Here is a 24,571-nt window from a genome sequence, read left to right on the forward strand (position 1 = left end):
CGCTGCGCCGTGCGACCCGCGATGAGGTCGACGGCACGTGGCCTGCGGCGCGGGCGGTCCCGTTCACTCTTCCTATTCAAACAGCGATATCGCCGTGCGTCTGACTTCGATTAAACTCGCTGGCTTCAAATCCTTCGTCGATCCCACGCATTTCCAGGTCCCGGGCCAACTCGTCGGCGTGGTCGGGCCCAATGGCTGTGGCAAATCGAACATCATCGACGCCGTGCGCTGGGTGCTCGGCGAATCCCGCGCGTCGGAGCTGCGCGGCGAGTCGATGCAGGACGTCATCTTCAACGGCTCCACCGCACGCAAGCCGGGCAGCCGCGCGAGCGTCGAACTCGTGTTCGACAACGCCGACGGGCGGGCCGCGGGCCAGTGGGGCCAGTATGCCGAGATCGCCGTCAAGCGCGTGCTCACGCGCGACGGCACCTCGAGCTACTACATCAACAATCTGCCGGCACGCCGGCGCGACATCCAGGACATCTTCCTCGGCACCGGCCTCGGGCCCCGCGCGTACGCGATCATCGGGCAGGGCATGATCGCGCGCATCATCGAGGCGAAGCCCGAAGAGCTGCGCGTGTTCCTCGAAGAGGCCGCGGGCGTCTCGAAGTACAAGGAGCGCCGCCGCGAGACGGAAAACCGCTTGCACGACACGCGCGAGAACCTCACGCGCGTGGAGGACATCGTGCGCGAGCTCTCGACGAACCTCGAGAAGCTCGAAGGCCAGGCCGTGGTCGCGACGAAGTTCCGCGAGCTGCAGGCCGAAGGCGAGGAAAAGCAGCGCCTCCTGTGGCTCTTGCGCAAGAACGAAGCGGCCAGCGAGCAGCAGCGCCAGCAACGCGCGATCGAGCAGGCGCAGATCGACCTCGAGCGGCACACCGCGCAACTGCGCGAAGTCGAGGCACAGCTCGAAACGCTGCGCGTCGCGAACTATGCGGCGAGCGATGCGATGCAGGGCGCGCAAGGCGCGCTCTATGAGGCGAATGCCGAGGTGAGCCGCCTCGAGGCGGAGATCAAGTTCATCGTCGAGTCGCGCAATCGCGTGCAGGCGCAGATCGCGGCGCTCACGGCGCAGCGCGAGCAATGGCAGGTGCAGGCGCAGAAGGCCCAGGACGACATCGCGGACGCCGAAGAGCAGCTCGCGATGGGCGAGGAAAAGGCGGCTATCGCGGAAGAGCAGGCGGCGGCGAAGCAGGAAGCGCTGCCCGCGCTCGAAAACCGCTGGCGCGACGCGCAAGCTCAGCTGAACGACGAGCGCGCGGGCATTTCGCGCACCGAACAGGCGATCAAGCTCGAGGCCGCGCATCAGCGCAACGCCGACCAGATGCTCCAGCAGCTTCAGCAGCGTCACGAGCGCCTGAAGGCGGAGGAAGGCGGCCTCGACGCGCCCGACGAAGCGCAGCTCGAAGAGTTGCGCATGCAACTGGCCGAGCAGGAAGAGATTCTGCGCGAAGCGCAGGAACGTCTTGCCGACGCGCAGGACACGGTGCCGCGCCTCGACGCGGAGCGCCGCGCCGCGCACGAGCGCGTGCAGGCCGAAGGCGCGCAGATCCATCAGCTCGAAGCGCGCCTCGCGGCGCTCAAGCAGCTGCAGGAGAACGTGCAGACCGAAGGCAAGATCCAGCCGTGGCTCGAGCGCCATGAACTGGGCGCGCTGCCGCGACTGTGGAAAAAGCTGCACGTCGAAGCCGGCTGGGAAACCGCACTCGAAGCCGTGCTGCGCGAGCGCCTGGCCGCGCTCGAAGTGTCGAACCTCGACTGGGTGAAGGCCTTCGCGACCGACGCGCCGCCGGCCAAGCTCGCGTTCTACGCGCCGCCGCCGGCCGGACAGGCGCCGGCCGGGCCCGCGGGGCTCACGCCGCTGCTCTCGCTCGTGCGCATCGACGATGCGGGCCTGCGCGCGGTGCTCAACGAATGGCTCGGCACGGCGTTCGTCGCCGCCGATCTGGCCGAAGCGCTTGCGAAGCGCGCGCAGTTGCCGGAAGGCGGTGCGTTCGTGGTGAAGGCCGGCCACACGGTCACGCGCGTAGGCGTGCAGCTCTACGCCGCCGATTCGGAGCAGGCGGGCATGCTCGCGCGCCAGCAGGAAATCGAGAATCTCACGCGCCAGGTGCGCGCCCAGGCGTTGCTCGCCGACGACGCGCGCACCGCAGCCGTGCGCGCGGAGGCGGCGCACACCCAGGCGGCCCAGGCGCTCACTGAAGTGCGCCAGCAAGCCGAGCGTGCGACGCAGCGCGTGCACGCGCTGCAGATGGAGGTGCTCAAGCTCACCCAGGCGCACGAGCGCTATACGGCGCGCAGCACGCAGATTCGCGAGGAGCTCGAAGAGATCCGCGCGCAGATCGAAGAGCAGCGTGCGCTGCGCGCGGAATCGGAGGCGAACTTCGAGCGCCACGACGTCGAACTCGCGGAATTGCAGGCTCGCTTCGAAGACAATCAACTGGCGTTCGAGGCACTCGACGAGGAGTTGGGCGCCGCACGCAACGAAGCGCGCGATCTCGAGCGCGCGGCCGGCGATGCGCGTTTCGCGGCACGCAACATGGCCAACCGCATCGAGGAGCTCAAGCGCAATATCCAGGTCGCGCACGACCAGAGCGAGCGCGTGGCCGTCTCGCTCGAAGACGCGCGCGCGGAACTGGAAACGATCAACGAGCAGACCGCGCACACGGGCTTGCAGGATGCGCTCGAGATTCGCGCGGTGAAGGAAGAGGCGCTGCGCGCCGCGCGCGCCGAACTCGACGACCTCAGCGCGAAGCTGCGCGCGGCCGACGAGACGCGCCTTACCGCGGAGCGCGCGCTGCAGCCGCTGCGCGATCGCATCACCGAATTGCAGTTGAAGGAGCAGGCCGCGCGCCTGAACGGCGAGCAGTTCGTCGAGCAATTGCAGGCCGCGGGCGTGGACGAAGCCGCGCTGCAGGAGAAGCTCACGCCCGAGCTCAAGCCCCCGTATCTGCAGGGCGAAGTCACGCGCATCAACAACGCGATCGCGGCGCTGGGGCCGGTCAACATGGCCGCGCTCGACGAACTGGCCGCCGCGAAGGAGCGCAAGACCTTCCTCGACGCGCAGTCCGCCGACCTCACGAGCGCGATCGAAACGCTCGAAGACGCGATCCGCAAGATCGACCAGGAAACGCGCACGCTGCTGCAAGGCACCTTCGACGAGGTGAACCGGCATTTCGGCGACCTGTTCCCGCGCCTGTTCGGCGGTGGCCAGGCGAAGCTCATCATGACCGGGGACGAGATTCTGGACGCCGGCGTGCAGGTGATGGCGCAGCCGCCCGGCAAGAAGAACTCGACGATTCACCTGCTGTCGGGCGGCGAGAAGGCGCTGACCGCCACGGCGCTCGTGTTCGCGATGTTCCAGTTGAACCCGGCGCCGTTCTGTCTGCTCGACGAAGTGGACGCGCCGCTCGACGACGCGAACACGGAGCGCTTCGCCAATCTGGTGCGCGCGATGTCGGACAAGACACAGTTCCTGTTCATCTCGCACAACAAGATCGCGATGGAGATGGCGCAGCAGTTGATTGGCGTGACGATGCAGGAGCAGGGCGTTTCGCGCATCGTTGCGGTCGACATGGAAACGGCCGCTGGTTTCGCACAGAATACGGCCTGATGGGCTGAACAACGGGTCTGAACTGCGGGCCCGAACAGCGGGTCTGAATCACGGCGCGCGGCGCGCGACCGGCAACGCCTGCGTTTTGCGCGAAGGGCGGCTGTCGCGAATGCCGCTGTCGCCACGCACGCGGTGCACGCGTCCTCGAAGGACGAGGTGCGCCGCCGGAAAAGAATTGCAGATGGAGCATGCATGGATCAGTTGACTCTCGGGTTGATCGGCGCGGGTGCCGTGGTCGTCGGGGGCGTGGTGGTGTACAACGCATGGCAGAGCGCCAGGGTGCGCCGGCGCATGCCGCGCCCGATGCCCGAGGAAGCGGCCGAGGCGCCGCTGCGCGATGACCTGAACGAGCAGAGCCCGTTCATCGAACCGGCCCGCGCGCCGTCCAGGCGCGAGCCGTCGCTCGCGGGCGCCGGCGCCGCCGAGGAGCGTGTGGAGCCGGGCTTCGGCACGGCCGCGCCGGCCGACACGCCGGTGGATATTCAGGCCGAGAACACCTCGCCGAACGGTTTCCCGGAAGCGGAGACTGAGGAGGCCGAGGGCAACGAGCTGCCCGCGTCTGCCACGGAGCACGGCGAGCAGCGCGAAGAGAAGCGCGATGAGAAGCGTGAAGACAAGCGCGACATAGACGAGCACGAGCGCGTCGAGCCGGTGCTGCCTGCCGCCACGACGATCTCTTCCGCGCCGCCGGCCATCGTCGATCGACGCATCGACTGCATCGTGCCGATCCGGCTTGGCGGGCCGCAGCCCGGCGAGCGCGTGATTCCGCTCGCGCAGCGTCTGCGCCGCGCCGGCAGCAAGCCGGTGCACATCGAAGGCAAGCCCGAAGGCGGCGATGGCTGGGAGCTGCTGCAAAACGGCGTGCGCTATGAGGAATTGCGCGCGGCCGCGCAACTGGCGAACCGCAACGGGCCGCTGAACGAGCTCGAGTTTTCCGAGTTCGTCGCGGGGGTGCAGCAGTTCGCGGATGCGCTCGACGGCCTGCCCGAATTCCCCGATATGACGGAAACGGTCGCGATGGCCCGCGAGCTCGACGGCTTTGCGGCGCAGTGCGATGCCCAGCTGTCGATCAACGTGCTCTCGGATGGCGCGCCGTGGTCGGCGAACTACGTGCAGGCGGTGGCGGCCCAGGACGGCTTGCTGCTCTCGCGCGACGGCACGCGTTTCGTGAAGCTCGACGCGAAGCAGAGCCCGGTGTTCATGCTGCAGTTCGGCGACACCAACTTCCTGCGCGACGACCTCACCTACAAGGGCGGCCAGATGATCACGCTGATCCTCGACGTGCCCGTGGCCGACGAAGACATCCTGCCGTTCCGCCTGATGTGCGACTACGCGCGCTCGCTCGCGGAGCGCATCGGCGGGCGCGTGGTGGACGACCAGCGCCGGCCGTTGCCGGAATCGGTGCTGCAGTCCATCGACAAGCAGCTCATGACGCTCTACGCGAAGCTCGAGCAGGCCGGCATTCCGGCAGGCTCGGCGGCGACGCGACGGCTCTTCAGCCAGTAAGGGCAATAGCGTAGCCAACGCACGAGGCGCGGCGCCAACAGGGCGCCGCGCTTTTTTTATACGTGATGCAAACGCGAACGGATCGGGCAGTGCGGGCATGGGCGCCGGGCGCCGTTCGATGCGGCGGATATGTTGCGGTGCGATCAAGTTCGCATTGGGCAGGCACGGCGTCAATACGATCGGGCTGACGTTGGCCGTTCGGCCAGGATGTCCGCGGGGGCCGTTCGGCGCCGCACGAAGCTGGCCGTTCGGCCGATGCCACGCAGGTGGCTTCCTGAGATAATCTGACAATCTCATCCACTCAGAAGAAGCCGCCCCCAGCATGGTCCGTTCTCCCGCCCGTCCTCCCGAAGAATCCACTGCGGCGCAGCGCGCGGCGTGGTTGCGCGCCGAACTCGAGCGCGCCAATCACGCGTACTACGTGCTCGACCAGCCGGAGCTGCCCGACGCGGAATACGACAAGCTGTTCCGCGAGCTGCAAGGCATCGAGGCCGAGAACCCGGAGCTCGTCTCGCCCGATTCGCCCACGCAGCGCGTGGGCGGCGAGGCGGCGGGCGGCTTCGAGCCGGTGTTGCACGACGTGCCGATGCTGTCGCTCAACAACGGCTTCGCGGACGAAGACATCGTCGCGTTCGACAAGCGCGTGGCCGACGCGCTCGACAAGCCCGAAGGCGACCCGGTCGAGTACGCCTGCGAGCTCAAGTTCGATGGCCTGGCCATCTCGCTGCGCTATGTGGACGGCGTGTTCGTGCAGGCCTCCACACGCGGCGACGGCACGACCGGCGAGAACGTCACGGAAAACGTGCGCACCATCCGCTCGCTGCCGCTGCGCCTGAAAGGTGAGCACGTCCCGAAGGTACTCGACGTGCGTGGCGAAGTGCTCATGTTCCGCCGCGACTTCGACCGCATGAACGAGCGTCAGCGCGAAGCGGGCCACAAGGAGTTTGCGAACCCGCGCAATGCGGCGGCGGGCAGCCTGCGCCAGCTCGATCCGAAGATCACGGCGCAGCGGCCCTTGTCGTTCTTCGCGTACGGGATCGGCGTACTCGAAGGCGAGCCCATGCCCGCCACGCACAGCGAGCTGCTCGACTGGTACGCGCAAATGGGCTTGCCCGTGAACAGCGAGCGCGCAGTCGTGAAGGGCGCGCAGGGGCTGCTGGACTTCTTCCGCGCCGTGGGCGAGAAGCGCGATGCGCTGCCCTACGACATCGACGGCGTGGTCTACAAGGTCAACCGCCGCACGGAACAGGACGCGCTCGGCTTCGTCTCGCGCGCGCCGCGCTTTGCGCTCGCCCATAAATTTCCGGCGCAGGAGGCGCTCACGAAGGTCGTCGCCATCGACGTGCAGGTGGGCCGCACCGGCGCCATCACGCCAGTCGCGCGGCTCGAGCCCGTGTTCGTGGGCGGCGCGACCGTCACGAACGCGACGCTGCACAACGAAGACGAAGTGCGCCGCAAGGACATCCGCATCGGCGACACGGTCGTGGTGCGCCGCGCCGGCGACGTGATTCCCGAGGTCGTGAGCGCGCTCCTCGAGCGCCGCCCTGTGGATGCCCGCGAGTTCGTGATGCCCACCGAGTGCCCGGTGTGCGGCTCGAGCATCGAGCGCCTGCCCGACGAAGCGATTGCCCGCTGCACGGGCGGGCTCTTCTGCCCGGCGCAGCGCAAGCAGGCGCTGTGGCACTTTGCGCAGCGCCGCGCGCTCGACATCGACGGTCTGGGCGAAAAGATCATCGACCAGCTCGTCGACCAGAATCTCGTGCGCACGCCGGCCGACCTGTTCAATCTCGGATTCTCCACGCTGGCCGAGCTCGACCGCATGGCGGACAAGTCGGCACAGAATCTGCTCGATTCGCTCGAAAAGGCCAAATCCACCACGCTGGCGCGTTTCATCTACGCGCTCGGTATCCGCCACGTGGGCGAATCCACGGCGAAGGATCTGGCGAAGCATTTCGGCTCGCTCGACCCCATCATGGACGCGTCCATCGAGCAACTGCTCGAAGTCAACGATGTCGGCCCGATCGTGGCCGAGTCGATTCATCAGTTCTTTGCGGAAGAACATAACCGCACCGTTATCGAGCAACTGCGCGCGCCGGGCAAGGTCAGATGGGCGGACGGTCCGCCCGCGCCGAAGGCGCCAGTGGGCGTGCTGGCGGGCAAGACGGTGGTGCTCACCGGCACACTGCCCACGCTCAAGCGCGAAGAGGCGAAGGAGATGCTGGAAGCGGCTGGCGCGAAGGTGGCCGGCTCGGTGTCGAAGAAGACCGACTACGTGGTGGCGGGCGCCGACGCGGGCAGCAAGCTCGCGAAAGCCGAGGAACTCGGCGTGCCGGTGCTCGACGAAGAAGGGTTGCAGAAGCTCCTGGAGGGGCACACGACATGATTCGCGAAATTCTCAGGATGGGCGATCCGCGCCTGCTCGGCATCGCCAGACCGGTCGACCATTTCGATACACCCGAGCTGCACGAACTGATCGCCGACATGTTCGACACGATGCACGCAGCGAATGGGGCGGGGCTCGCCGCTCCGCAGATCGGCGTCGACCTGCAGGTCGTGATCTTCGGCTTCGAAGACAACGAGCGCTATCCCGAAGCGCCGTCGGTGCCGCGCACGGTGTTGATCAATCCGGTCATTCATCCGCTCTCGCACGACATGGAAGAGGGCTGGGAAGGCTGCCTCTCGGTGCCGGGCATGCGCGGCGCGGTGAGCCGCTATTCGATGATCCGCTACGACGGCTTCGACCAGTTCGGCAACCCCATCGAACGCGTGGCGGAAGGCTTTCACGCGCGCGTGGTCCAGCACGAATGCGACCATCTGATCGGCAAGCTGTACCCCATGCGGATTACCGACTTCTCGAAGTTCGGCTTCACCGACATCCTGTTCCCCGATCTCGACCCGAAGCGCGACGATTGAGGACGCTCGCGCACGAAAGGCGGCGCGCATGAAAAACGGGAGCCACGCGGCTCCCGTTTTTTGTTCCATCCGCCCGCACGCGATGCACGAGCTTCAGCGGCTTCAGAACGCTTCGTCCGCCGACAGATAGCGCCATTGCCCTTGCGGCAGCGCGCCCAGCAGCACGCGGCCCATGCGCACGCGCTTCAGACCCACCACCTTCAGCCCGACCAGTTCGCACATGCGGCGGATCTGGCGCTTCTTGCCTTCGCGCAGCACGAAACGCAGTTGCTCGCCGTTCTGCCAGCTCACCATCGCGGGCTTGAGCGGGACGTCGTCGAGCGAGAGGCCGTGACGCAGCTTCGCCAGCAACTCAGGCGGGAAGTGCTGGTCGACTTCGGTCTCGATATCGTCGTAGGTGACACGCACGAGGTATTCCTTGTCGATATCGGAGCTCTCGCCAATCAACTGCTTCGCCACGCGGCCGTCCTGGGTCAGGACGAGCAGACCTGTCGAGTCGATGTCGAGGCGGCCCGCCGGCGCGAGCGTACGCAGGTGTTGCGCCGAAAAGCGGATGCCCGAGTGGTCGCCGTCCCAGTGATTGCCGGCGGTAATGAGCGTGGCTGCCGGCTCATAGCCGTCTTCGGCTTGACCCGAGACATAGCCCACCGGCTTGTGCAGCAGGATGGTCACCTGGCGCGCCTGCGCGGCGAGCGCGGCGGGGTCGACTTCGATGCGCTGCTCCGGCGTGACTTTAGCGCCGAGCGTGTCGACGACTTCGCCGTCCACATAGACCCAGCCTTTCTCGATCCATTCGTCGGCCTCGCGGCGCGAGCATAGGCCCAGCTCCGACATGCGCTTGGACAGTCGCAGTGCGTTGTCGCTGTCGACTTCCGCGCGCGCTGCGCGCTGGGGCGCCTGGTCGGCGCTCTTGGCGAAGGATTTCGGTGCGGGCTTGCGTGCACGCGTGTCTTCCGCGCCGCGCCGCTCGCCTGCGTTGTCCCAGGAGGATTTCACCGGGCGCGCGAAGCCGCGGTCGTTGCGCGGGCGCCGGTCGTCGGAGCCTTCGTCGCGGCGAAATGCCGGGCGATCGCCACGCGGTGCGGCTCCCGGTGCTCGGCGCTCGGCCGGGAACGCGCGGCGTTCCTGGTTTTCCCCGCGTGGGCGGCCGGGGCGCCGGTCGTCGTTGTCGTCGCGGCGGGCGGGGCGGCGTTCGCCACTTTCATCGCGCGAGCGGAAGGGGCGACGGCCTTCGTCATCGCCTCGGGGCGCGAAGCGGCGCTCGCCGCCTTCGTCGCGCGAGCGGAACGGACGCTGGCCTGCGTCGTCGCTGCGGCGCGCGGGGCGGCGTTCGCCACCTTCGTCGCGTGCACGGAAGGGGCGTCGTTCTTCGCCCTCGCCGCGGGGCGTGAAGCGGCGTTCGCCGCCTTCATCGCGCGAGCGGAACGGACGCTGGCCTGCGTCGTCGCTGCGCCGCGCGGGGCGGCGTTCGCCACCTTCGTCGCGAGAGCGGAAGGGGCGTCGTTCTTCGCCCTCGCCGCGGGGCGTGAAGCGGCGTTCGCCGCCTTCGTCGCGTGAGCGGAACGGACGCTGGCCTGCGTCGTCGCTGCGACGCGCGGGGCGACGCTCGCCGCCTTCATCGCGCGCACGGAACGGACGTTGGCCCTCGTTATCGCCGCGGGGCGTGAAGCGTCGTTCGCCACCTTCGTCGCGTGCACGGAACGGGCGTCGTTCTTCACCCTCGGCGCGGCCGCCAGGACCACGTCGCCGGTCGTCGCCTTCGGGGCGGCGTGCGAAGCGGCGCTCATCGCCTTCGCCGCGGCCACGCGCAAAGCCGCGCTCATCGCCTTCGGCGCGGCGTGCCGGCCGCGCGTCGCGGTCCCACGATTTGCCGGTGCGCGGCGCGTCGCCCCTGGCGCCCGAATCGCGGCTGCGACGCTCGTCGCCATAGCCGCCGCCTTCGCGCGGCGCGCGAGGGGGACGGCCCGACGTGTCGCGCTCGCGCGCCGTTGCCGGTTTCCCGGCGGTGGGTTTCCCACCCGGTTTCGCCGTGGACGGGCGCGCCTGTGCGGGCCGCCCTTCAGCCGGCCGCGCCTCAGCCGGCCGCACTGGCTTGCGGGCGGTCGTGCTGCCGCGGCGGACGGGGGCGCGTTCGGGCGTGGTCGGGCGCGGATGTTTGGCTGTCAGTTTGGCTCGCATGGTTCTACGTCTTTCGCTGTTGCATTCACACTGCTATCGCGCGCAGCAGTTCGGTTTCGACACGGATCTGTTGGCGGTTGTCGGACAAACCCGAGCCGTCGAGCAGAAACACGTCCTCCACGCGCTCGCCGAGCGTATTGATCCGCGCCGCCTGGACGCCGATGCGGTGCTCGGCCAGCACGCGCGCGATGGAATAAAGAAGGCCCGGCCGATCGTTCGCCGACACGGACAGGATGTAGTATTGGCCGCGCTCGTCGGCCCGCAGGTCGACCCGTGGCGTGACCGGGAAGGTGCGCGACAGGCGCGAGAGCCGCCCTTTGGACGGCTCCGGCAGCGGATTGCCGGACGCACTGAGGCGCTGGGCGAGCTCCTGCTCGACCAGGTTCGCGATATCGCGGTAATGCACGTCGCCCTCGGTGTGAGCGACGATGAAGTTGTCGAGCGCGTAGCCGTGACGTGTCGTACTCACGCGCGCATCGAGCACGGACAGGCCGCTGCGGTCGAAATAGGCGCACATGGTGGCGAACAGGTCCGGCCGGTCCTTCGCGTAGACGAGCACTTGCAGCGCCTCGCCAACCGGCGAGGGCCGCGCGCGCACGACGGGCGAGGGCGTCTCCACGTGGCGGTAGAGCACGCGCGTCTGCCATGCGATGTCGGCGGCGTCGTGGCGCAGGAAATAGCCGACGTCGAGCTTGTCCCACAACGCGCGGTGCGCATGCTCCGGCACCGTTTCGAGGCGCAGCAGCGCAAGCGCCAGCTCCTGGCGCGTCTTGAGCTCGGAATGCGCGTCGGGCTCGGCGCCGCCGAGCACAGCGAGCGTCGAGCGGTAGAGGTCCTCGAGCAGCTTGCCTTTCCAGTTGTTCCAGACCTTGGGGCTCGTGCCGCGAATATCGGCGACGGTCAGCAGATAGAGCGCCGAAAGCCGCCGCTCCGCGCCCACCAGGTCGGCAAAGCGCTTCACCACTTCGGGGTCGCTCGTGTCCTGCTTCTGGGCGACCTGGCTCATGGTCAGGTGCTGCTGCACGAGCCACACGATCAGGTCGGCGTCTTCGCCCGTGATGTCATGCTCGCGGCAAAACCGCCGCGCGTCGGCCATGCCGAGCTGCGAGTGGTCGCCGCCGCGCCCCTTGGCGATATCGTGAAAGAGCGCCGCCACATAGAGCACCCAGGGCCGCTCGAAATTGGCGATGATCTGGCTGCAGAACGGGTACTCATGCGCGTGCTCGGCCACGGCGAAGCGGCGGATGTTGCGCAGCACCATCAGGATGTGCTGATCGACCGTGTAGACGTGATAGAGGTCGTGCTGCATCTGCCCGACGATGCGCCGGAAGTTCAGCAGATAGCGGCCCAGCACGCTGGTCTGGTTCATGAGCCGCATGGCATGCGTGATGCCCGCGGGCTCCTTGATGATCGCCATGAATAGGCGCCGGTTCTCCGGGTCGCGCCGCCAGTGCTGGTCCATCTTCTCGCGCGCGTTATACAGCGCGCGCATGGTGCGCGCCGAGAGGCCCTTCACGCCGGGCACTTGCTCGTAAAGCAGAAAGGCTTCGAGGATCGCGTGCGGTTCGCGCTCGAACACGTCGTCGGTCACGATCTCGATCATGCCCTGTTTTTCGACGAAGTGATCCGAGAGGGTGCGCGTAATGCCGCTCGTGCTCGGGAAGAGCTGCGCCTCGATGTTCTGGATCAGGATGGTCGAAAGCTGCGTGACGGCCTTGGCGGCCCAGTAGTAGCGGCGCATGAGCTGCTCGCTCGCGCGCCGCGCCGCGCTTGCCGAGTAGCCGAAGCTTTCGGCCACGCTCGTCTGCAGGTCGAATACGAGGATGTCCTGGCGGCGGCCGGCGAGCACGTGCAGGCGCGCGCGCAGCGTTTTCAGGAACGCCTCATTGCGGCGCAGCTCACGCGCTTCGCGCTCGGTGATCAGTCCACGCTGATCGAGCTCTTTCCAACTGCTGCCAAATGACGCAGCCTCCGTGATCCAGAGGATCAATTGAAGATCGCGCAAGCCGCCGGGGCTTTCCTTGACGTTGGGCTCCAGCGCATAAGGCGTGTCCTGGAAGCGCGCATGGCGCTGGCGCATTTCCAGCACTTTCGCCTGGAAGAACGCGCGCGGGTCCATGGCGTCGCGGTAGCGTTGCGCGAAGTCGCCGAACAGCGTCGGGCTGCCCGTCAGACGGCGCGCTTCGAGAAGCGATGTGCGCACGGTCACGTCGTTCGCGGCCTCTTCGAGGCATTGCGAGACGCTGCGCACGCTGCTGCCGATTTCGAGTCCGAGGTCCCACGCAAGGCCGATGAAGCGCTCGATGCGCGATTCGAGTGGCGCAAGTGCCTGGTCGTCGGGGAGCAGCACGAGAATATCGACGTCGGAGTACGGCGCGAGCTCGCCGCGCCCGAAGCCGCCCACGGCCACGAGCGCGAGCGAGGCCGGCAGCTCGCACAGGCTCCAGGCGCGGCGCAGGGTGTCATCGGTAGTGCGGGCCAGCGCCCGCATCAGCGAATCGACGTTGGACGCGCTCTTGAAGCGTTCGAGCAACAGGGCCTTGGCGGCCTTGTAGTCGGACTTCAGCGACGACGTATCGGGTGCGGCGACGGCGGGAACGCTCATGGGCTTCGATGCTGTTGGCGCGGTTGGGGGGAGGCCCGGCCGCGCGCGCGGACTGCCGGGCGGCGGACCGTGCGCTCGCGCGATGATGCCGGTTTGTGCCTGGGTGGTACTAGAACTAGAGTGGTGCCTGGGTATTGCCTGCTCGCCGCCGGATTTGTGCCAGATCGCGGCGGCTCTGCCGCGCGAGCGCGTGACACAAGGCTGGCGCAGCGTGTCGCGGCGGGAAGCGCTGCGCCTTGCCAGATCAGGCCGCGGTGCCCGCCATCTGCGCGACGATCGCCGGCTTGGCCGGCGTGCCGGCCGAAACCGTCAGCACTTCATAGCCCGTCTCGGTCACGAGCACGGTGTGCTCCCATTGCGCCGAGAGGCTGCGGTCCTTGGTCTTGACCGTCCACTGATCGGGCATGGTGCGGATCTCGCGGCGGCCGGCGTTGATCATCGGCTCGACGGTGAAGATCATGCCGGGCAGCAGCTCGACGCCCGTGCCGGGGCGGCCGTAGTGGAGCACCTGCGGCTCGTCGTGGAACACCGTGCCGATGCCGTGGCCGCAATATTCGCGCACGACGCTGTAGCCCTGCGATTCGGCGTAACGCTGGATCGCATGGCCGATATCGCCCAGATGGCCGCCCGGGCGGATCTGGTCGATGCCGAGCCACATGCATTCATACGTGGTCTGCGCGAGGCGCTTCGCGAGAATCGACCCTTCGCCGACGATGAACATGCGGCTCGTATCGCCGAAATAGCCTTCCTTGATGACGGTGATGTCGATATTGAGCGTGTCGCCGTTCTTCAGCGTCTTGTCGCCCGGAATACCGTGACAGATCACGTCGTTCACCGAGGTGCAGATGGCCTTCGGGTAGGGCGGGTAGCCGGGCGGCTGATAATTCAGCGGCGCGGGCACCGTGCCTTGCACGTTGGTCATGTATTCGTGACAAAGCCGGTCGAGCTCGCCCGTGGTCACGCCTGCTACGACGAACGGCGTAATGTAGTCGAGCACCTCGCTCGCCAGCCGGCAGGCGACGCGCATCTGCGCGATGTCGTGTTCGTTCTTGATCGAAATGGCCATGGTGTGCGCCCGAAAATGCAGTCGAATATCAAATTATCGCACCTTATCCACACGGTCGCAGGCTTTTGAATCGCGTGGCGGGCGCCGGGAGGCAGGCTGGTGCGCTACTGGCGCGCCCTTTCCGAGGGTAATAGCTGGCTTGAGTGCGGTCAGTTTTACGTGCTATAATCTTCGGCTAAGTCGCTCGCTGTATCTTTCGAAAGAAGGGTGTGGGAGTCGATTATGCCTGCTGTCGCCGCGGGCAAAAAATACCGGCGTCAAGTTTGTAGAAATCGTTGAAATCGCAAGCCGGCGCATCCAGGGTGTCGGGCGCGCCAGTCCTGAAAGAGGGCGGCGCACCGATGCGGCAGCCGGCTTAAGACCCAACCCTAGCGGAGAATTGAAACATGGCAGTTACCATGCGCCAAATGCTGGAAGCCGGTGTCCACTTCGGTCACCAGACGCGCTTCTGGAACCCCAAGATGGCCCCGTTCATCTTCGGTCATCGCAACAAGATTCACATCATCAACCTCGAAAAGACGCTGCCGATGTACAACGACGCGCTGAAGTACGTGCGTCAACTGGCAGCGAACCGCGGCACGATCCTGTTCGTGGGCACGAAGCGTCAATCGCGTGACACGATCGCCGAAGAGGCAGCGCGCGCTGGCATGCCGTTCGTGAACGCACGCTGGCTCGGCGGCATGCTGACCAACTTCAAGACGCTGAAGGTTTCGATCAAGCGCCTGAAGGACATGGAAGCGGCCGTGGAGGCGGGCGAGCTCGAGAAGATGAGCAAGAAGGAAGCGCTCCTGTTCGAACGCGAAATCGCCAAGCTGCAAAAGTCGATCGGTGGCGTGAAGGACATGGGCGGCATTCCTGACGCAATCTTCGTGGTCGACGTCGGCTACCACAAGATCGCCGTGACGGAAGCCAACAAGCTGGGCATCCCCGTCATCGCCGTGGTCGACACGAACCACTCGCCGGAAGGCATCGACTACGTGATCCCGGGCAACGACGACGCCAGCAAGGCTGTCGCGCTGTACACGCAAGGCGTGGCTGATGCAATCCTCGAAGGCCGTGCAAACTCGGTGAACGAAGTGGTTGCAGCTGTGCGCGGCAACGACGGCGACGACGAGTTCGTCGAGGTCAGCCCGGAGGCGTAAGCTGCCCCCGTGTCCGGCAAGAAAAGGGGGCTTTCCATAGGCCCCTTTTTTTTAAGCCGTGGCGTTCGAAGCCGCGTCATATGGGCGGCACCGTAGTCCTGTAGAAGCAGCTGTAAAAAAGCGTTTCAGCACGGTATTTACGGAAACGAATTCCTGCCTGCCGCATCGAACCATGCGGCTGGCGTGTACCAGACAGATTCAAGGAGCGAATGATGGCGGCAATTACCGCAAGCATGGTGGCAGAACTGCGCGCGAAGACCGATGCGCCGATGATGGAATGCAAGAAGGCGCTGACGGAAGCCGACGGCGACCTGGCACGCGCTGAAGAACTCCTGCGCGTGAAGCTCGGCAACAAGGCGAGCAAGGCCGCATCGCGCGTCACGGCTGAAGGCGTGATCGCTTCGTTCATCGGCGGCAATGCTGGCGCCGTGGTCGAACTGAACTGCGAAACCGACTTCGTTGCGAAGAACGACGACTTCCTCGCGTTCGCCAACACGGTGGCCGAGCTGGTCGCCACGCAAAACCCGGCTGACGTCGCTGCTCTGTCGGCTCTGCCGCTGGAAGGCTCGACGGTCGACGCAGTGCGCCTCGCACTGGTCGGCAAGATCGGCGAAAACGTCTCGATCCGCCGTTTCGCGCGCTTCGAAACCGCCAACAAGCTGGCTGCGTACCTGCACGGCACGCGCATCGGCGTGCTGGTCGAGTACACGGGCGCTGAAGAGCAGGTCGGCAAGGACGTCGCGATGCACGTCGCCGCGATGAAGCCGGTCTCGCTGTCGTCGGACGACGTGCCGGCCGAGCTGATCGCCAAGGAGCGCAGCATCGCCGAGCAAAAGGCGGCCGAATCGGGCAAGCCGGCTGAGATCGTCGCGAAGATGGTCGACGGCTCGGTCCAGAAGTACCTGAAGGAAGTCTCGCTGCTGAACCAGCCGTTCGTGAAGAACGACAAGCAGACGATCGAGCAGATGCTCAAGGCAGCGAACAGCTCGGTGCAGAAGTTCGCGCTCTTCGTCGTCGGCGAAGGCATCGAGAAGCGTCAGGACGACTTCGCAGCCGAAGTGGCCGCACAAGTCGCTGCTGCAAAGCAGCAATAAAGGCCGCGCAAGCCTTTAAGCAAGCCGTACCGCAGTAAAAGCCTCACCGCAGTACCGTAGCAAGCCGCGGCGGAGTGATCCGCCGCGGTGGGCAGCATAGCGACGCCCGATGTAGCGGCGCCTTGCGCGGCGGACTCCCGCCGCGCCCCGTGGCGCAAATCTTCGCTATTCTGGCGGCGCTTGCCCCAAGCCGTATTTCACCCCTACAGTTTCAAGTTATTGCCCTTTGCGCGCGATCCTGGATACCTCCATGCCCACACCCGCCTATAAACGCGTCCTGCTCAAACTTTCCGGCGAAGCCCTGATGGGCGATGATGCCTTCGGCATCAACCGCGCCACGATCGAACGAATGGTGGCAGACGTGGCCGAGGTGGTGCGTCTGGGCACTCAGCTCGCAGTCGTGATCGGCGGCGGCAATATTTTCCGCGGCGTCGCGGGCGGCGCGGCCGGCATGGACCGTGCGACCGCCGACTACATGGGCATGCTCGCCACCATGATGAACGCGCTCGCGCTGCAGGACGCCATGCGTCACGCGGGTATCGAGGCGCGCGTGCAGTCGGCGCTGCGCATGGACCAGGTGGTCGAGCCGTACATCCGTCCGCGCGCGATTCGCCAGCTCGAAGAGGGCAAGGTCGTGATTTTCGCGGCAGGCACGGGCAACCCGTTCTTCACCACCGACACCGCCGCCGCGCTGCGTGGCGCGGAAGTGGGCGCGGAAGTCGTGCTCAAGGCCACCAAGGTCGACGGCGTCTACTCGGCAGACCCGAAGAAGGATGCTTCGGCCACGCGCTACTCGACGATCAGCTTCGACGAGGCCATCGGCCGCAATCTGCAGGTGATGGACGCAACGGCTTTCGCGCTGTGCCGCGACCAGAAGTTGCCCATCCGGGTTTTTTCGATCGTCAAGCCGGGCGCGCTCAAGCGCATCATTCAAGGCGAAGACGAAGGCACGCTCGTCCACGTGTAAACTCTCGTCTCACGCGAGACACGAACGCGGGCCGCGCCGCCCCTTGAGCGCGTTGGCGGGCCCGTACCGTAATGAAGGTTCGGAGGTATCAAAATGGCTGTGGCTGACATCAAGAAGGGCGCTGAGCAAAAAATGCAGCGTTCGATCGACGCATTCAAGAGCGACCTGGCGAAGATCCGTACGGGCCGCGCGCACACCGGTCTACTCGATCACATTCAGGTCGATTACTACGGCTCGCCTGTGCCCATCTCGCAGGTCGCGAACATGACGCTCGTCGACGCGCGCACGATCGGCGTTCAGGCGTGGGAAAAGAAGATGGTTCCGGTCATCGAAAAGGCGATCCGCGAGTCGGATCTCGGCCTGAACCCGGCAACGCACGGCGATCTGATCCGCGTGCCGATGCCCGCGCTGACCGAAGAGCGTCGCAAGGAGCTCACCAAGGTCGTCAAGAACGAAGGCGAGACGGCCAAGGTGGCTGTGCGCAACCTGCGTCGCGACGCCAACGAGCAGCTCAAGAAGCTCGTGAAGGACAAGGAAATCTCGGAAGACGACGAGCGCCGCGGTGGCGACGACGTCCAGAAGCTGACGGACCGCTTCGTGGCCGAGATCGACAAGCTCGTCCAGACGAAGGAAGCAGAGATCATGACGGTTTGAGGCCGTCAGGCTCTCAATTCCGCCAGGGTTTCTTTTCCCTATTGTCCGTATCTGCAGTCTTAGTCTGACGGCCATGACCTATACCAGCTCAACCGTTCGCGTGCCCGACGTGGCGGCCGTGCCGCGCCACATCGCGATCATCATGGACGGCAATGGCCGTTGGGCAACTCAACGCCGCTTGCCGCGCGTCGCAGGCCATACGCGCGGCGTGGACGCCGTGCGCTCGGTCGTCGAGGCCTGCGTCGAGCGCGGCGTCGAATACCTCACGCTGTTCGCCTTCAGTTCGGAGAACTGGCGACGTCCGACCGACGAAGTCTCGTTTCTCATGCGCCTGTTCGTCACGGCCCTCGAGCGCGAAGTGGCGCGCCTGCATGCGAACGGGATTCGTCTGCGCGTGGTCGGCGACCTGTCGATGTTCAACGAGCGCATCCAGGACCTGATCCGCCGCGCCGAGACCAAGACCGCGCGCAACACCCGCCTCACGCTGACGATCGCCGCGAACTACGGCGGCCGCTGGGACATCATGCAGGCCACCCGCAAGCTGGTCGAGGCGGCGGCCGCCGCCGGCGAGCCGGTGCCGGTCACCGAGGACACGATCGGCCAGTATCTGGCCATGAGCTACGCACCGGAGCCGGATCTCTTCATCCGCACGGGCGGCGAGCAGCGTGTGAGCAATTTCTTGCTCTGGCAGCTCGCGTACGCAGAATTCTATTTCACCGACACGTTCTGGCCGGACTTCAATGCCGATGCGCTCAACCGCGCCATCGGCTCCTACACCGAACGTGAGCGCCGCTTTGGCCGCACGAGCGCCCAGCTCGAAAACCAATCCCAGAACGCCGACTCGCTTTCATGCTAAAGACCCGTGTCATCACGGCGATCGTCCTGCTGGCCGTCTTCCTGCCGGTCACGCTGTTCGCGCCGGTGGCCGCCTTTGGCGCGCTGATCGGCCTCGTGGTGCTGTTCGCCGCATGGGAATGGGCGCGTTTGCTCAAGGCCGGCACGGCGGGCTCGATCGTCTATGCGGCGGTTGCGGCCGTGGCCGTCGCCGCGAGCACGCGGCTCGAGTCGACGCACTCCCTCTATCAGGCTGCCGGCATCTTCTGGCTCGTTGCCGGCCCCTACGTGCTCGTGCGCAAGCCCACGCTCGCAGCGGGTGTCTGGCGCGCATTCCTGCTTGCGGCCGGGCTCGTCATCTTCAGTGCCTGCTGGCACGCGCTCGTTGCGGCGCGCACGGTGGGCGTGGCGTTCGTGCTCTCGCTGCTGCTGCTCGTCTGGCTGGCCGATATCGGCGCATACTTTGCAGGTAAGGCATTCGGAAAGCATAAGCTCGCGCCCGCGATCAGCCCCGGCAAGACCTGGGAAGGCGCGGTGGGCGGCTGGGCGGCCGTGATGGTGGTGTCGGTCGCCGCGCTCGCGCTGCACGCGTTCGAGCCGACCCTGTATTCCGCGCTGGCGGCCCGTCTGGGTCTCGTCCGCGCGCTCTTCGTGCTTACCGTGCTGGTCGCGTTCAGCGTGATCGGCGATCTGTTCGAGTCGATGACCAAACGCCAGGCTGGCGTAAAAGATTCGAGCGGCCTTCTGCCAGGCCACGGTGGCGTGCTCGACCGCATCGACGCGCTACTGCCGGTGCTGCCGCTTGCCATGCTGCTGCTCGGTTAAGGGCGCTCGGCTTAGAGACAATGGAAATGCAAAAACGACTCACCTTGCTCGGATCCACGGGCTCGATCGGAGATAGCACGCTCGACGTGGTCGCGCGTCATCCGCAACGCTTCTCCGTCTACGCGCTCACCGCGCACCGCAACGGCGACAAGCTCGTCGAACAATGTCTGCGCTTCGCGCCCGAAGTGGCCGTGGTCGGCGACGCCGAGACGGCCGCAGCGGTCGAGCGCAAGCTGCGCGCGGCCGGCTCCAAGACCGTCGTGACGTATGGGCCGCAGGCGCTCGCCGAGGTCGCGAAGAGCGACGCGTGCGACACCGTGGTCGCGGCCATCGTCGGCGCGGCGGGCCTCGTGCCCACGCTGGCGGCGGCGCAGGCCGGCAAGCGCATCCTGCTCGCGAACAAGGAAGCGCTCGTGATGTCGGGCGACATCTTCATGGATGCCGCGCGCGAAAACGGCGCGGTGCTGCTGCCGGTGGACAGCGAGCACAACGCCGTGTTCCAGTGCCTGCCGTCCGAAGGCACGCAGCACGGGGGCGTGACGAAGATCATCCTGACCGCTTCGGGCGGCCCGTTCCGCACGCGCGAGCCGTCCACGCTCGTCGACGTGACGCCGGACGAGGCCTGCAAGCACCCGAACTGGTCGATGGGCCGCAAGATCTCGGTCGACTCGGCCACGATGATGAACAAGGGCCTCGAGGTCATCGAGGCGCATTACCTGTTCGGTCTGCCGGGCGAGCGCATCGACGTGCTGATCCACCCGCAGAGCGTGATCCATTCGATGGTCTCGTACGCGGACGGGTCGGTGCTCGCGCAACTGGGCAACCCGGACATGCGCACGCCGATCGCGCATGCGCTGGCGTTCCCGGACCGCGTGGATTCGGGCGTCGCGCAACTGGACCTCGCTCAGGTGGCGACGCTCAATTTCGAGAAGCCGGACTACACACGTTTCCCGTGTCTTGCGCTGGCAATGAAGGCGCTGGCCGAAGGCGGCGTGGCGAGCGCCACGCTCAACGCGGCCAACGAAATTGCGGTGGAGGCGTTTCTCAATCGCCGCATCGGTTTCATGGCGATCGCGCAGACGGTCGATGCCGTGCTCAATGCGCTGGACAATCGCAGCGCCGCGAGCCTCGACGTCGTGCTCGAAGCCGACGCAGCCGCGCGCCGCGCGGCGCTCAAGATCATCGACAGCCTGCCGGTGCCGGCTTGATGGCCCGCTCGGGCCGCGCCTGGACTGCGTTCAGGCCGCCCGAGCGGTCATGAGGGCTTGCTCGCAGGCCCGCCGGCCCGCCCAAGAGGCCGGCCCCGCACTGGCGCGCTGCTTCCAGCAGAGGAGGCGCATATGAATCTGCTCACCGAATTGGTGGCTTTTGTCGTGGCGATCGGCGTACTCGTCGTCGTGCACGAATATGGGCACTACAGCGTCGCGCGCTTGTGCGGCGTCAAGGTTCTGCGGTTTTCGATCGGCTTTGGCAGGCCGCTCGTGCAATGGGTCAACAAAAAGAGCGGCACCGAGTGGACGATCTCGGCGCTGCCGCTCGGCGGCTACGTCAAGATGCTCGACGAGCGCGAGTCGCCGGACAAAATTCCCACGGATGATTTGCCGCATGCCTTTAATCGGCAGTCGGTGGGCAAGCGTATTGCCATCGTCGCTGCCGGGCCGGTTGCCAACTTCATCCTTGCCATCGTGCTCTTTGCGGCGGTGTATGGAAGCGGCGTAACCGAGCCGAGCGCGATCGTGGCCGCGCCGCCGGCGCAAACGGCCGCCGCGCAGGCGGGTTTCCAGGGCGGCGAAACCATTGTCTCCGTGAGCAATGCCAGCGGCAGCGACACCGAGCGCGTGCGCTCGTGGGCGGATCTGCGCTGGAAGCTGATGTCGGCGGCTTTCGATCAACACCGCGTGGTGCTCGCCGCGCGTGACGGCGGCGGCACCTACGACTTTCCGCTCGATCTCTCGCACCTCAGTAGCAAGGATCTCGACGACGACTTCATGTCGAAGCTCGGCCTCGAGGCTGGCGGCAGCAAGCTGACGATCGCGGGCGTGGAGGCCGACAGCGCGGCGCAGCAAGCGGGGCTCGCAAAGGGCGATCGCCTGGTGGCGATCGATGGCCATCCCGTTGACAGCGCAAGCACTTTCATCGCGTACGTGAAGGCCCATGCGGGCAAGCCCGTGCATTTGCAGATCGTGCGCGACACCGGCGCGCAGAACGGCGCGCAAGGCGCGGCGCCTGGCCAGGCCGGCCAGCCGCAGACGATGACGCTCACGGTCACGCCGGCCACACAGCGCGACAGCGAAACGGGTGAGGAGGTGGGACGAATCGGCGCGGCGCTCGCGGCGCAGGCGCCCACGGTGGACGTGCGTTACGGGCCGATCGAGAGTGTGCAGCTGGGCGCGTTGCGCACGTGGGATATCGCGCTCTACTCGCTGCGTATGTTCGGCCGCATGGTCACGGGCGAAGCATCGCTGAAGAATCTGTCGGGTCCTGTGACGATTGCTGACTATGCGGGCAAGAGCGCAAGACTCGGACCGTCCGCGTTCCTGTCGTTCCTCGCCCTTGTCAGTATTAGCCTCGGGGTGCTCAACCTGCTCCCAATTCCGGTTTTGGACGGGGGGCATCTGTTATATTATGCGGTTGAAGCCGTAACGGGCAAAGCCGTCTCGGACCGCTGGCAGCTCGTGCTGCAGCGCGCGGGACTTGCCTGCATCGTCGCGCTGTCGGCGATCGCGTTGTTCAACGATCTGGCTCGGTTAATCCATTTTTAAAGATGTCTGGCGGCGTCCGAGGGCGGGCCGCCCGATCTGATGCAGCTATACACACTGGGGAAGCACGTTGTTTAGACCTCATCGCTTGGTTCCAAAAACGGTTGCGGCCGCGGCGATCGCCGCACACGGCCTCGTCGCCCATGCAGCGACAACGCCTTTCGTGGTTCAGGACATCCGCATCGAAGGCCTGCAACGCGTCGAGCCCGGCACGGTGTTCGCGTACCTGCCGATCAAGCAGGGCGATACGTTCACCGACGACAAGGCCTCCGAAGCCATTCGCGCATTGTATGCGACGGGCTTCTTCAACGACGTGCGCATCGCCACCGAAGGCGGCGTAGTCGTCGTGCAGGTGCAGGAGCGCCCGGCGATCGGCACGATCGACTTCGCGGGCATCCACGAGTTCGACAAGGACAACCTCACGAAGGCGCTGCGCGCAGTCGGCCTCTCGCAAGGCCGCTACTACGACAAGGCGCTCGTCGACAAGGCCGAGCAGGAGCTCAAGCGCCAGTACCTCACGCGCGGCTTCTACGCAGCCGAAGTCACGACCACGGTCACGCCGATCGACCGCAATCGCGTCGGCCTGCTGTTCTCGGTGGTCGAAGGCCCTAGCGCGAAGATCCGCCAGATCAACTTCATCGGCAACAAGACGTACAGCACGAGCACGCTCCTCGGCGAGATGCAGCTGTCCACGCCGAACTGGTTCTCGTGGTACACGAAGAACGACCTGTACTCGAAGGAAAAGCTCACGGGCGACCTCGAGAACGTGCGCTCGTACTACCTGAATCACGGCTACCTCGAGTTCAACATCGACTCGACGCAGGTCTCGATTTCGCCCGACAAGAAGGACATGTACCTGACGATCGGGATCCACGAGGGCGAGCCGTACAAGATCTCGGGCATTCATCTGGCCGGCAATCTGCTCGACCGCGAGGCCGAGCTCAACAAGCTGATCAAGATCAAACCGGGCGATCGCTTCTCGGCCGAGAAGCTGCAAGCCACGACCAAGGCCATCGTCGACAAGCTCGGCGAATACGGTTACGCGTTCGCGACCGTCAATGCGCTGCCGCAGATCAATCAGGCCGATCACACGGTCGATCTCACGCTGCAGGTCGACCCGAGCCGCCGTGTGTACGTGCGCCGCATCAACGTGATCGGCAACACGCGTACGCGCGACGAAGTCGTGCGCCGTGAAATGCGTCAGCTCGAAAGCTCGTGGTTCGATTCGAACCGCCTCGCGCTCTCGAAGGACCGCATCAACCGCCTGGGCTACTTTACCGACGTCGACGTGACGACGGTGCCCGTGGAAGGCACGCCCGACCAGGTGGACGTCAACGTCAAGGTCACCGAAAAGCCGACCGGCGCCATCACACTGGGCGCGGGCTTCTCGTCGACGGACAAGGTGGTGCTCTCGGCGGGCGTTTCGCAGGACAACGTATTCGGTTCGGGTACGAGCCTTTCGGTGAACGTCAACACCGCGAAGTCGTACCGCACGCTGGCCGTCACGCAGGTGGATCCGTACTTCACGGTGGACGGCATCAAGCGCATTACCGACGTCTACTACCGCACGTACCAGCCGCTGTACTACTCGACCGATTCGAGCTTCAAGATCATCACCGCGGGTGGCGACCTGAAGTTCGGCATTCCGTTCTCGGAAGTCGATACGGTCTATTTCGGCATCGGTTTCGAGCAGGACCGCCTCGACGTCGACCAGTACACGCCGCAGAGCTACATCGACTACGTGAACGAGTTCGGCCGCGTGTCGAACAACGTGCCGCTCACGGCTGCCTGGTCGCGCGATGCGCGTGACAGCGCGCTGATCCCGAGCCGTGGCTACTTCTTGCAGACGAACGCCGAGTGGGGCACGCCCATCGGCTCGACGCCGTACATCAAGACCGACGTCCAGGCTCAGTACTATTACTCGTTCGCGCGTGGTTTCGTGCTGGGCATGAACTTCCAGGCGGGCTACGGCAAGGGCCTCGACGGCAAGCCGTACCCGATCTTCAAGAACTACTACGCGGGCGGTATCGGCTCGGTGCGTGGCTATGAACCGAGTTCGCTCGGTCCGCGCGACGCCAAGACGAACGACCCGATCGGCGGTTCGAAGATGGTGGTGGGCAACATCGAGCTCACGTTCCCGCTGCCGGGCACCGGCTATGACCGTACACTGCGCGTCTTCACGTTCGTCGATGGTGGTAACGTCTGGGGCGACGAGGGCAACACCAGCACGGGCGCGAACGGCTTGCGCTACGCGTACGGTGTGGGTCTCGCGTGGATTTCGCCGATCGGTCCGCTCAAGCTGAGCCTGGGTTTCCCGATCGTGAAACATGAGGGCGACCAGTACCAGAAGTTCCAGTTCCAGATCGGTACGGCCTTCTGACGAGGCGTGCAGGAACAGGCATTTACAGAAACGAG

General features: G+C 66.0%; 16 protein-coding genes. 13 read left to right on the forward strand and 3 right to left on the reverse strand.

Annotated elements, in window-relative coordinates:
* Positions 1–94 precede the first annotated feature (94 nt).
* From smc to def, 4 genes are all read left to right on the forward strand, one after another.
* Positions 95–3,613, forward strand: coding sequence for a chromosome segregation protein SMC (gene smc, locus BO1_RS22500; RefSeq protein ID WP_028219483.1), 3,519 nt, complete (start codon positions 95–97; stop codon positions 3,611–3,613).
* 192 nt (positions 3,614–3,805) lie between these two features.
* Positions 3,806–5,119: a cell division protein ZipA C-terminal FtsZ-binding domain-containing protein gene (locus BO1_RS22510; protein ID WP_028219484.1), complete on the forward strand. Its 1,314-nt coding sequence runs from the start codon at positions 3,806–3,808 to the stop codon at positions 5,117–5,119.
* 322 nt (positions 5,120–5,441) lie between these two features.
* Positions 5,442–7,502, forward strand: coding sequence for an NAD-dependent DNA ligase LigA (gene ligA / locus BO1_RS22515; RefSeq protein ID WP_028219485.1), 2,061 nt, complete (start codon positions 5,442–5,444; stop codon positions 7,500–7,502).
* On the forward strand, positions 7,499–8,032 hold the full coding sequence (def, locus tag BO1_RS22520) for a peptide deformylase (RefSeq protein ID WP_028219486.1): 534 nt from the start codon (positions 7,499–7,501) through the stop codon (positions 8,030–8,032). Before ligA ends, def begins: the two co-directional genes overlap by 4 nt.
* Before the next feature lie 102 nt (positions 8,033–8,134).
* Here def and BO1_RS22525 read toward each other — a convergent pair whose 3' ends face one another.
* From BO1_RS22525 to map, 3 genes are all read right to left on the reverse strand, one after another.
* On the reverse strand, positions 8,135–10,210 hold the full coding sequence (locus tag BO1_RS22525; RefSeq protein WP_028219487.1) for a pseudouridine synthase: 2,076 nt from the start codon (positions 10,208–10,210) through the stop codon (positions 8,135–8,137).
* A gap of 25 nt (positions 10,211–10,235) precedes the next feature.
* Entirely contained in the window at positions 10,236–12,815 is a 2,580-nt protein-coding gene (locus tag BO1_RS22530; protein ID WP_028219488.1) for a [protein-PII] uridylyltransferase, read from the reverse strand.
* A 244-nt stretch (positions 12,816–13,059) separates the two neighbouring features.
* Positions 13,060–13,881 (reverse strand): type I methionyl aminopeptidase, encoded by an 822-nt coding sequence (map, locus tag BO1_RS22535; protein WP_028219489.1) that lies wholly within the window; start codon positions 13,879–13,881, stop codon positions 13,060–13,062.
* A 386-nt stretch (positions 13,882–14,267) separates the two neighbouring features.
* On the opposite strand from map, the gene rpsB reads away from it, so the two are divergent.
* From rpsB to bamA, 9 genes are all read left to right on the forward strand, one after another.
* The gene (gene rpsB / locus BO1_RS22540; RefSeq protein ID WP_028219490.1) at positions 14,268–15,023 is read left to right on the forward strand and encodes a 30S ribosomal protein S2; all 756 of its coding nucleotides are present in this window, start codon (positions 14,268–14,270) and stop codon (positions 15,021–15,023) included.
* A gap of 212 nt (positions 15,024–15,235) precedes the next feature.
* Positions 15,236–16,117: a translation elongation factor Ts gene (gene tsf / locus BO1_RS22545; protein ID WP_028219491.1), complete on the forward strand. Its 882-nt coding sequence runs from the start codon at positions 15,236–15,238 to the stop codon at positions 16,115–16,117.
* Positions 16,118–16,367: 250 nt separating this feature from the next.
* Positions 16,368–17,084 (forward strand): UMP kinase, encoded by a 717-nt coding sequence (gene pyrH / locus BO1_RS22550; protein WP_028219492.1) that lies wholly within the window; start codon positions 16,368–16,370, stop codon positions 17,082–17,084.
* A 93-nt stretch (positions 17,085–17,177) separates the two neighbouring features.
* On the forward strand, positions 17,178–17,738 hold the full coding sequence (gene frr / locus BO1_RS22555; RefSeq protein WP_028219493.1) for a ribosome recycling factor: 561 nt from the start codon (positions 17,178–17,180) through the stop codon (positions 17,736–17,738).
* A gap of 73 nt (positions 17,739–17,811) precedes the next feature.
* Positions 17,812–18,594: a polyprenyl diphosphate synthase gene (uppS, locus tag BO1_RS22560; RefSeq protein WP_028219494.1), complete on the forward strand. Its 783-nt coding sequence runs from the start codon at positions 17,812–17,814 to the stop codon at positions 18,592–18,594.
* Complete coding sequence (locus BO1_RS22565) at positions 18,588–19,397, forward strand: phosphatidate cytidylyltransferase (protein WP_028219495.1); 810 nt, start codon at positions 18,588–18,590, stop codon at positions 19,395–19,397. The genes uppS and BO1_RS22565 overlap by 7 nt, the downstream gene beginning before the upstream one ends.
* A gap of 26 nt (positions 19,398–19,423) precedes the next feature.
* Positions 19,424–20,605 carry a 1-deoxy-D-xylulose-5-phosphate reductoisomerase gene (locus BO1_RS22570; RefSeq protein ID WP_028219496.1) on the forward strand — a complete coding sequence of 394 codons (1,182 nt, stop codon included), beginning with the start codon at positions 19,424–19,426 and terminating at the stop codon, positions 20,603–20,605.
* Between the two features lie 132 nt (positions 20,606–20,737).
* On the forward strand, positions 20,738–22,159 hold the full coding sequence (gene rseP, locus BO1_RS22575) for an RIP metalloprotease RseP (RefSeq protein WP_028219497.1): 1,422 nt from the start codon (positions 20,738–20,740) through the stop codon (positions 22,157–22,159).
* A gap of 67 nt (positions 22,160–22,226) precedes the next feature.
* Complete coding sequence (gene bamA / locus BO1_RS22580; protein WP_028219498.1) at positions 22,227–24,536, forward strand: outer membrane protein assembly factor BamA; 2,310 nt, start codon at positions 22,227–22,229, stop codon at positions 24,534–24,536.
* The last annotated feature ends 35 nt before the right edge of the window (positions 24,537–24,571 follow it).

Origin of the sequence: Paraburkholderia oxyphila NBRC 105797, assembly GCF_000685075.1 — a bacterium.
GTDB lineage: Bacteria > Pseudomonadota > Gammaproteobacteria > Burkholderiales > Burkholderiaceae > Paraburkholderia > Paraburkholderia oxyphila.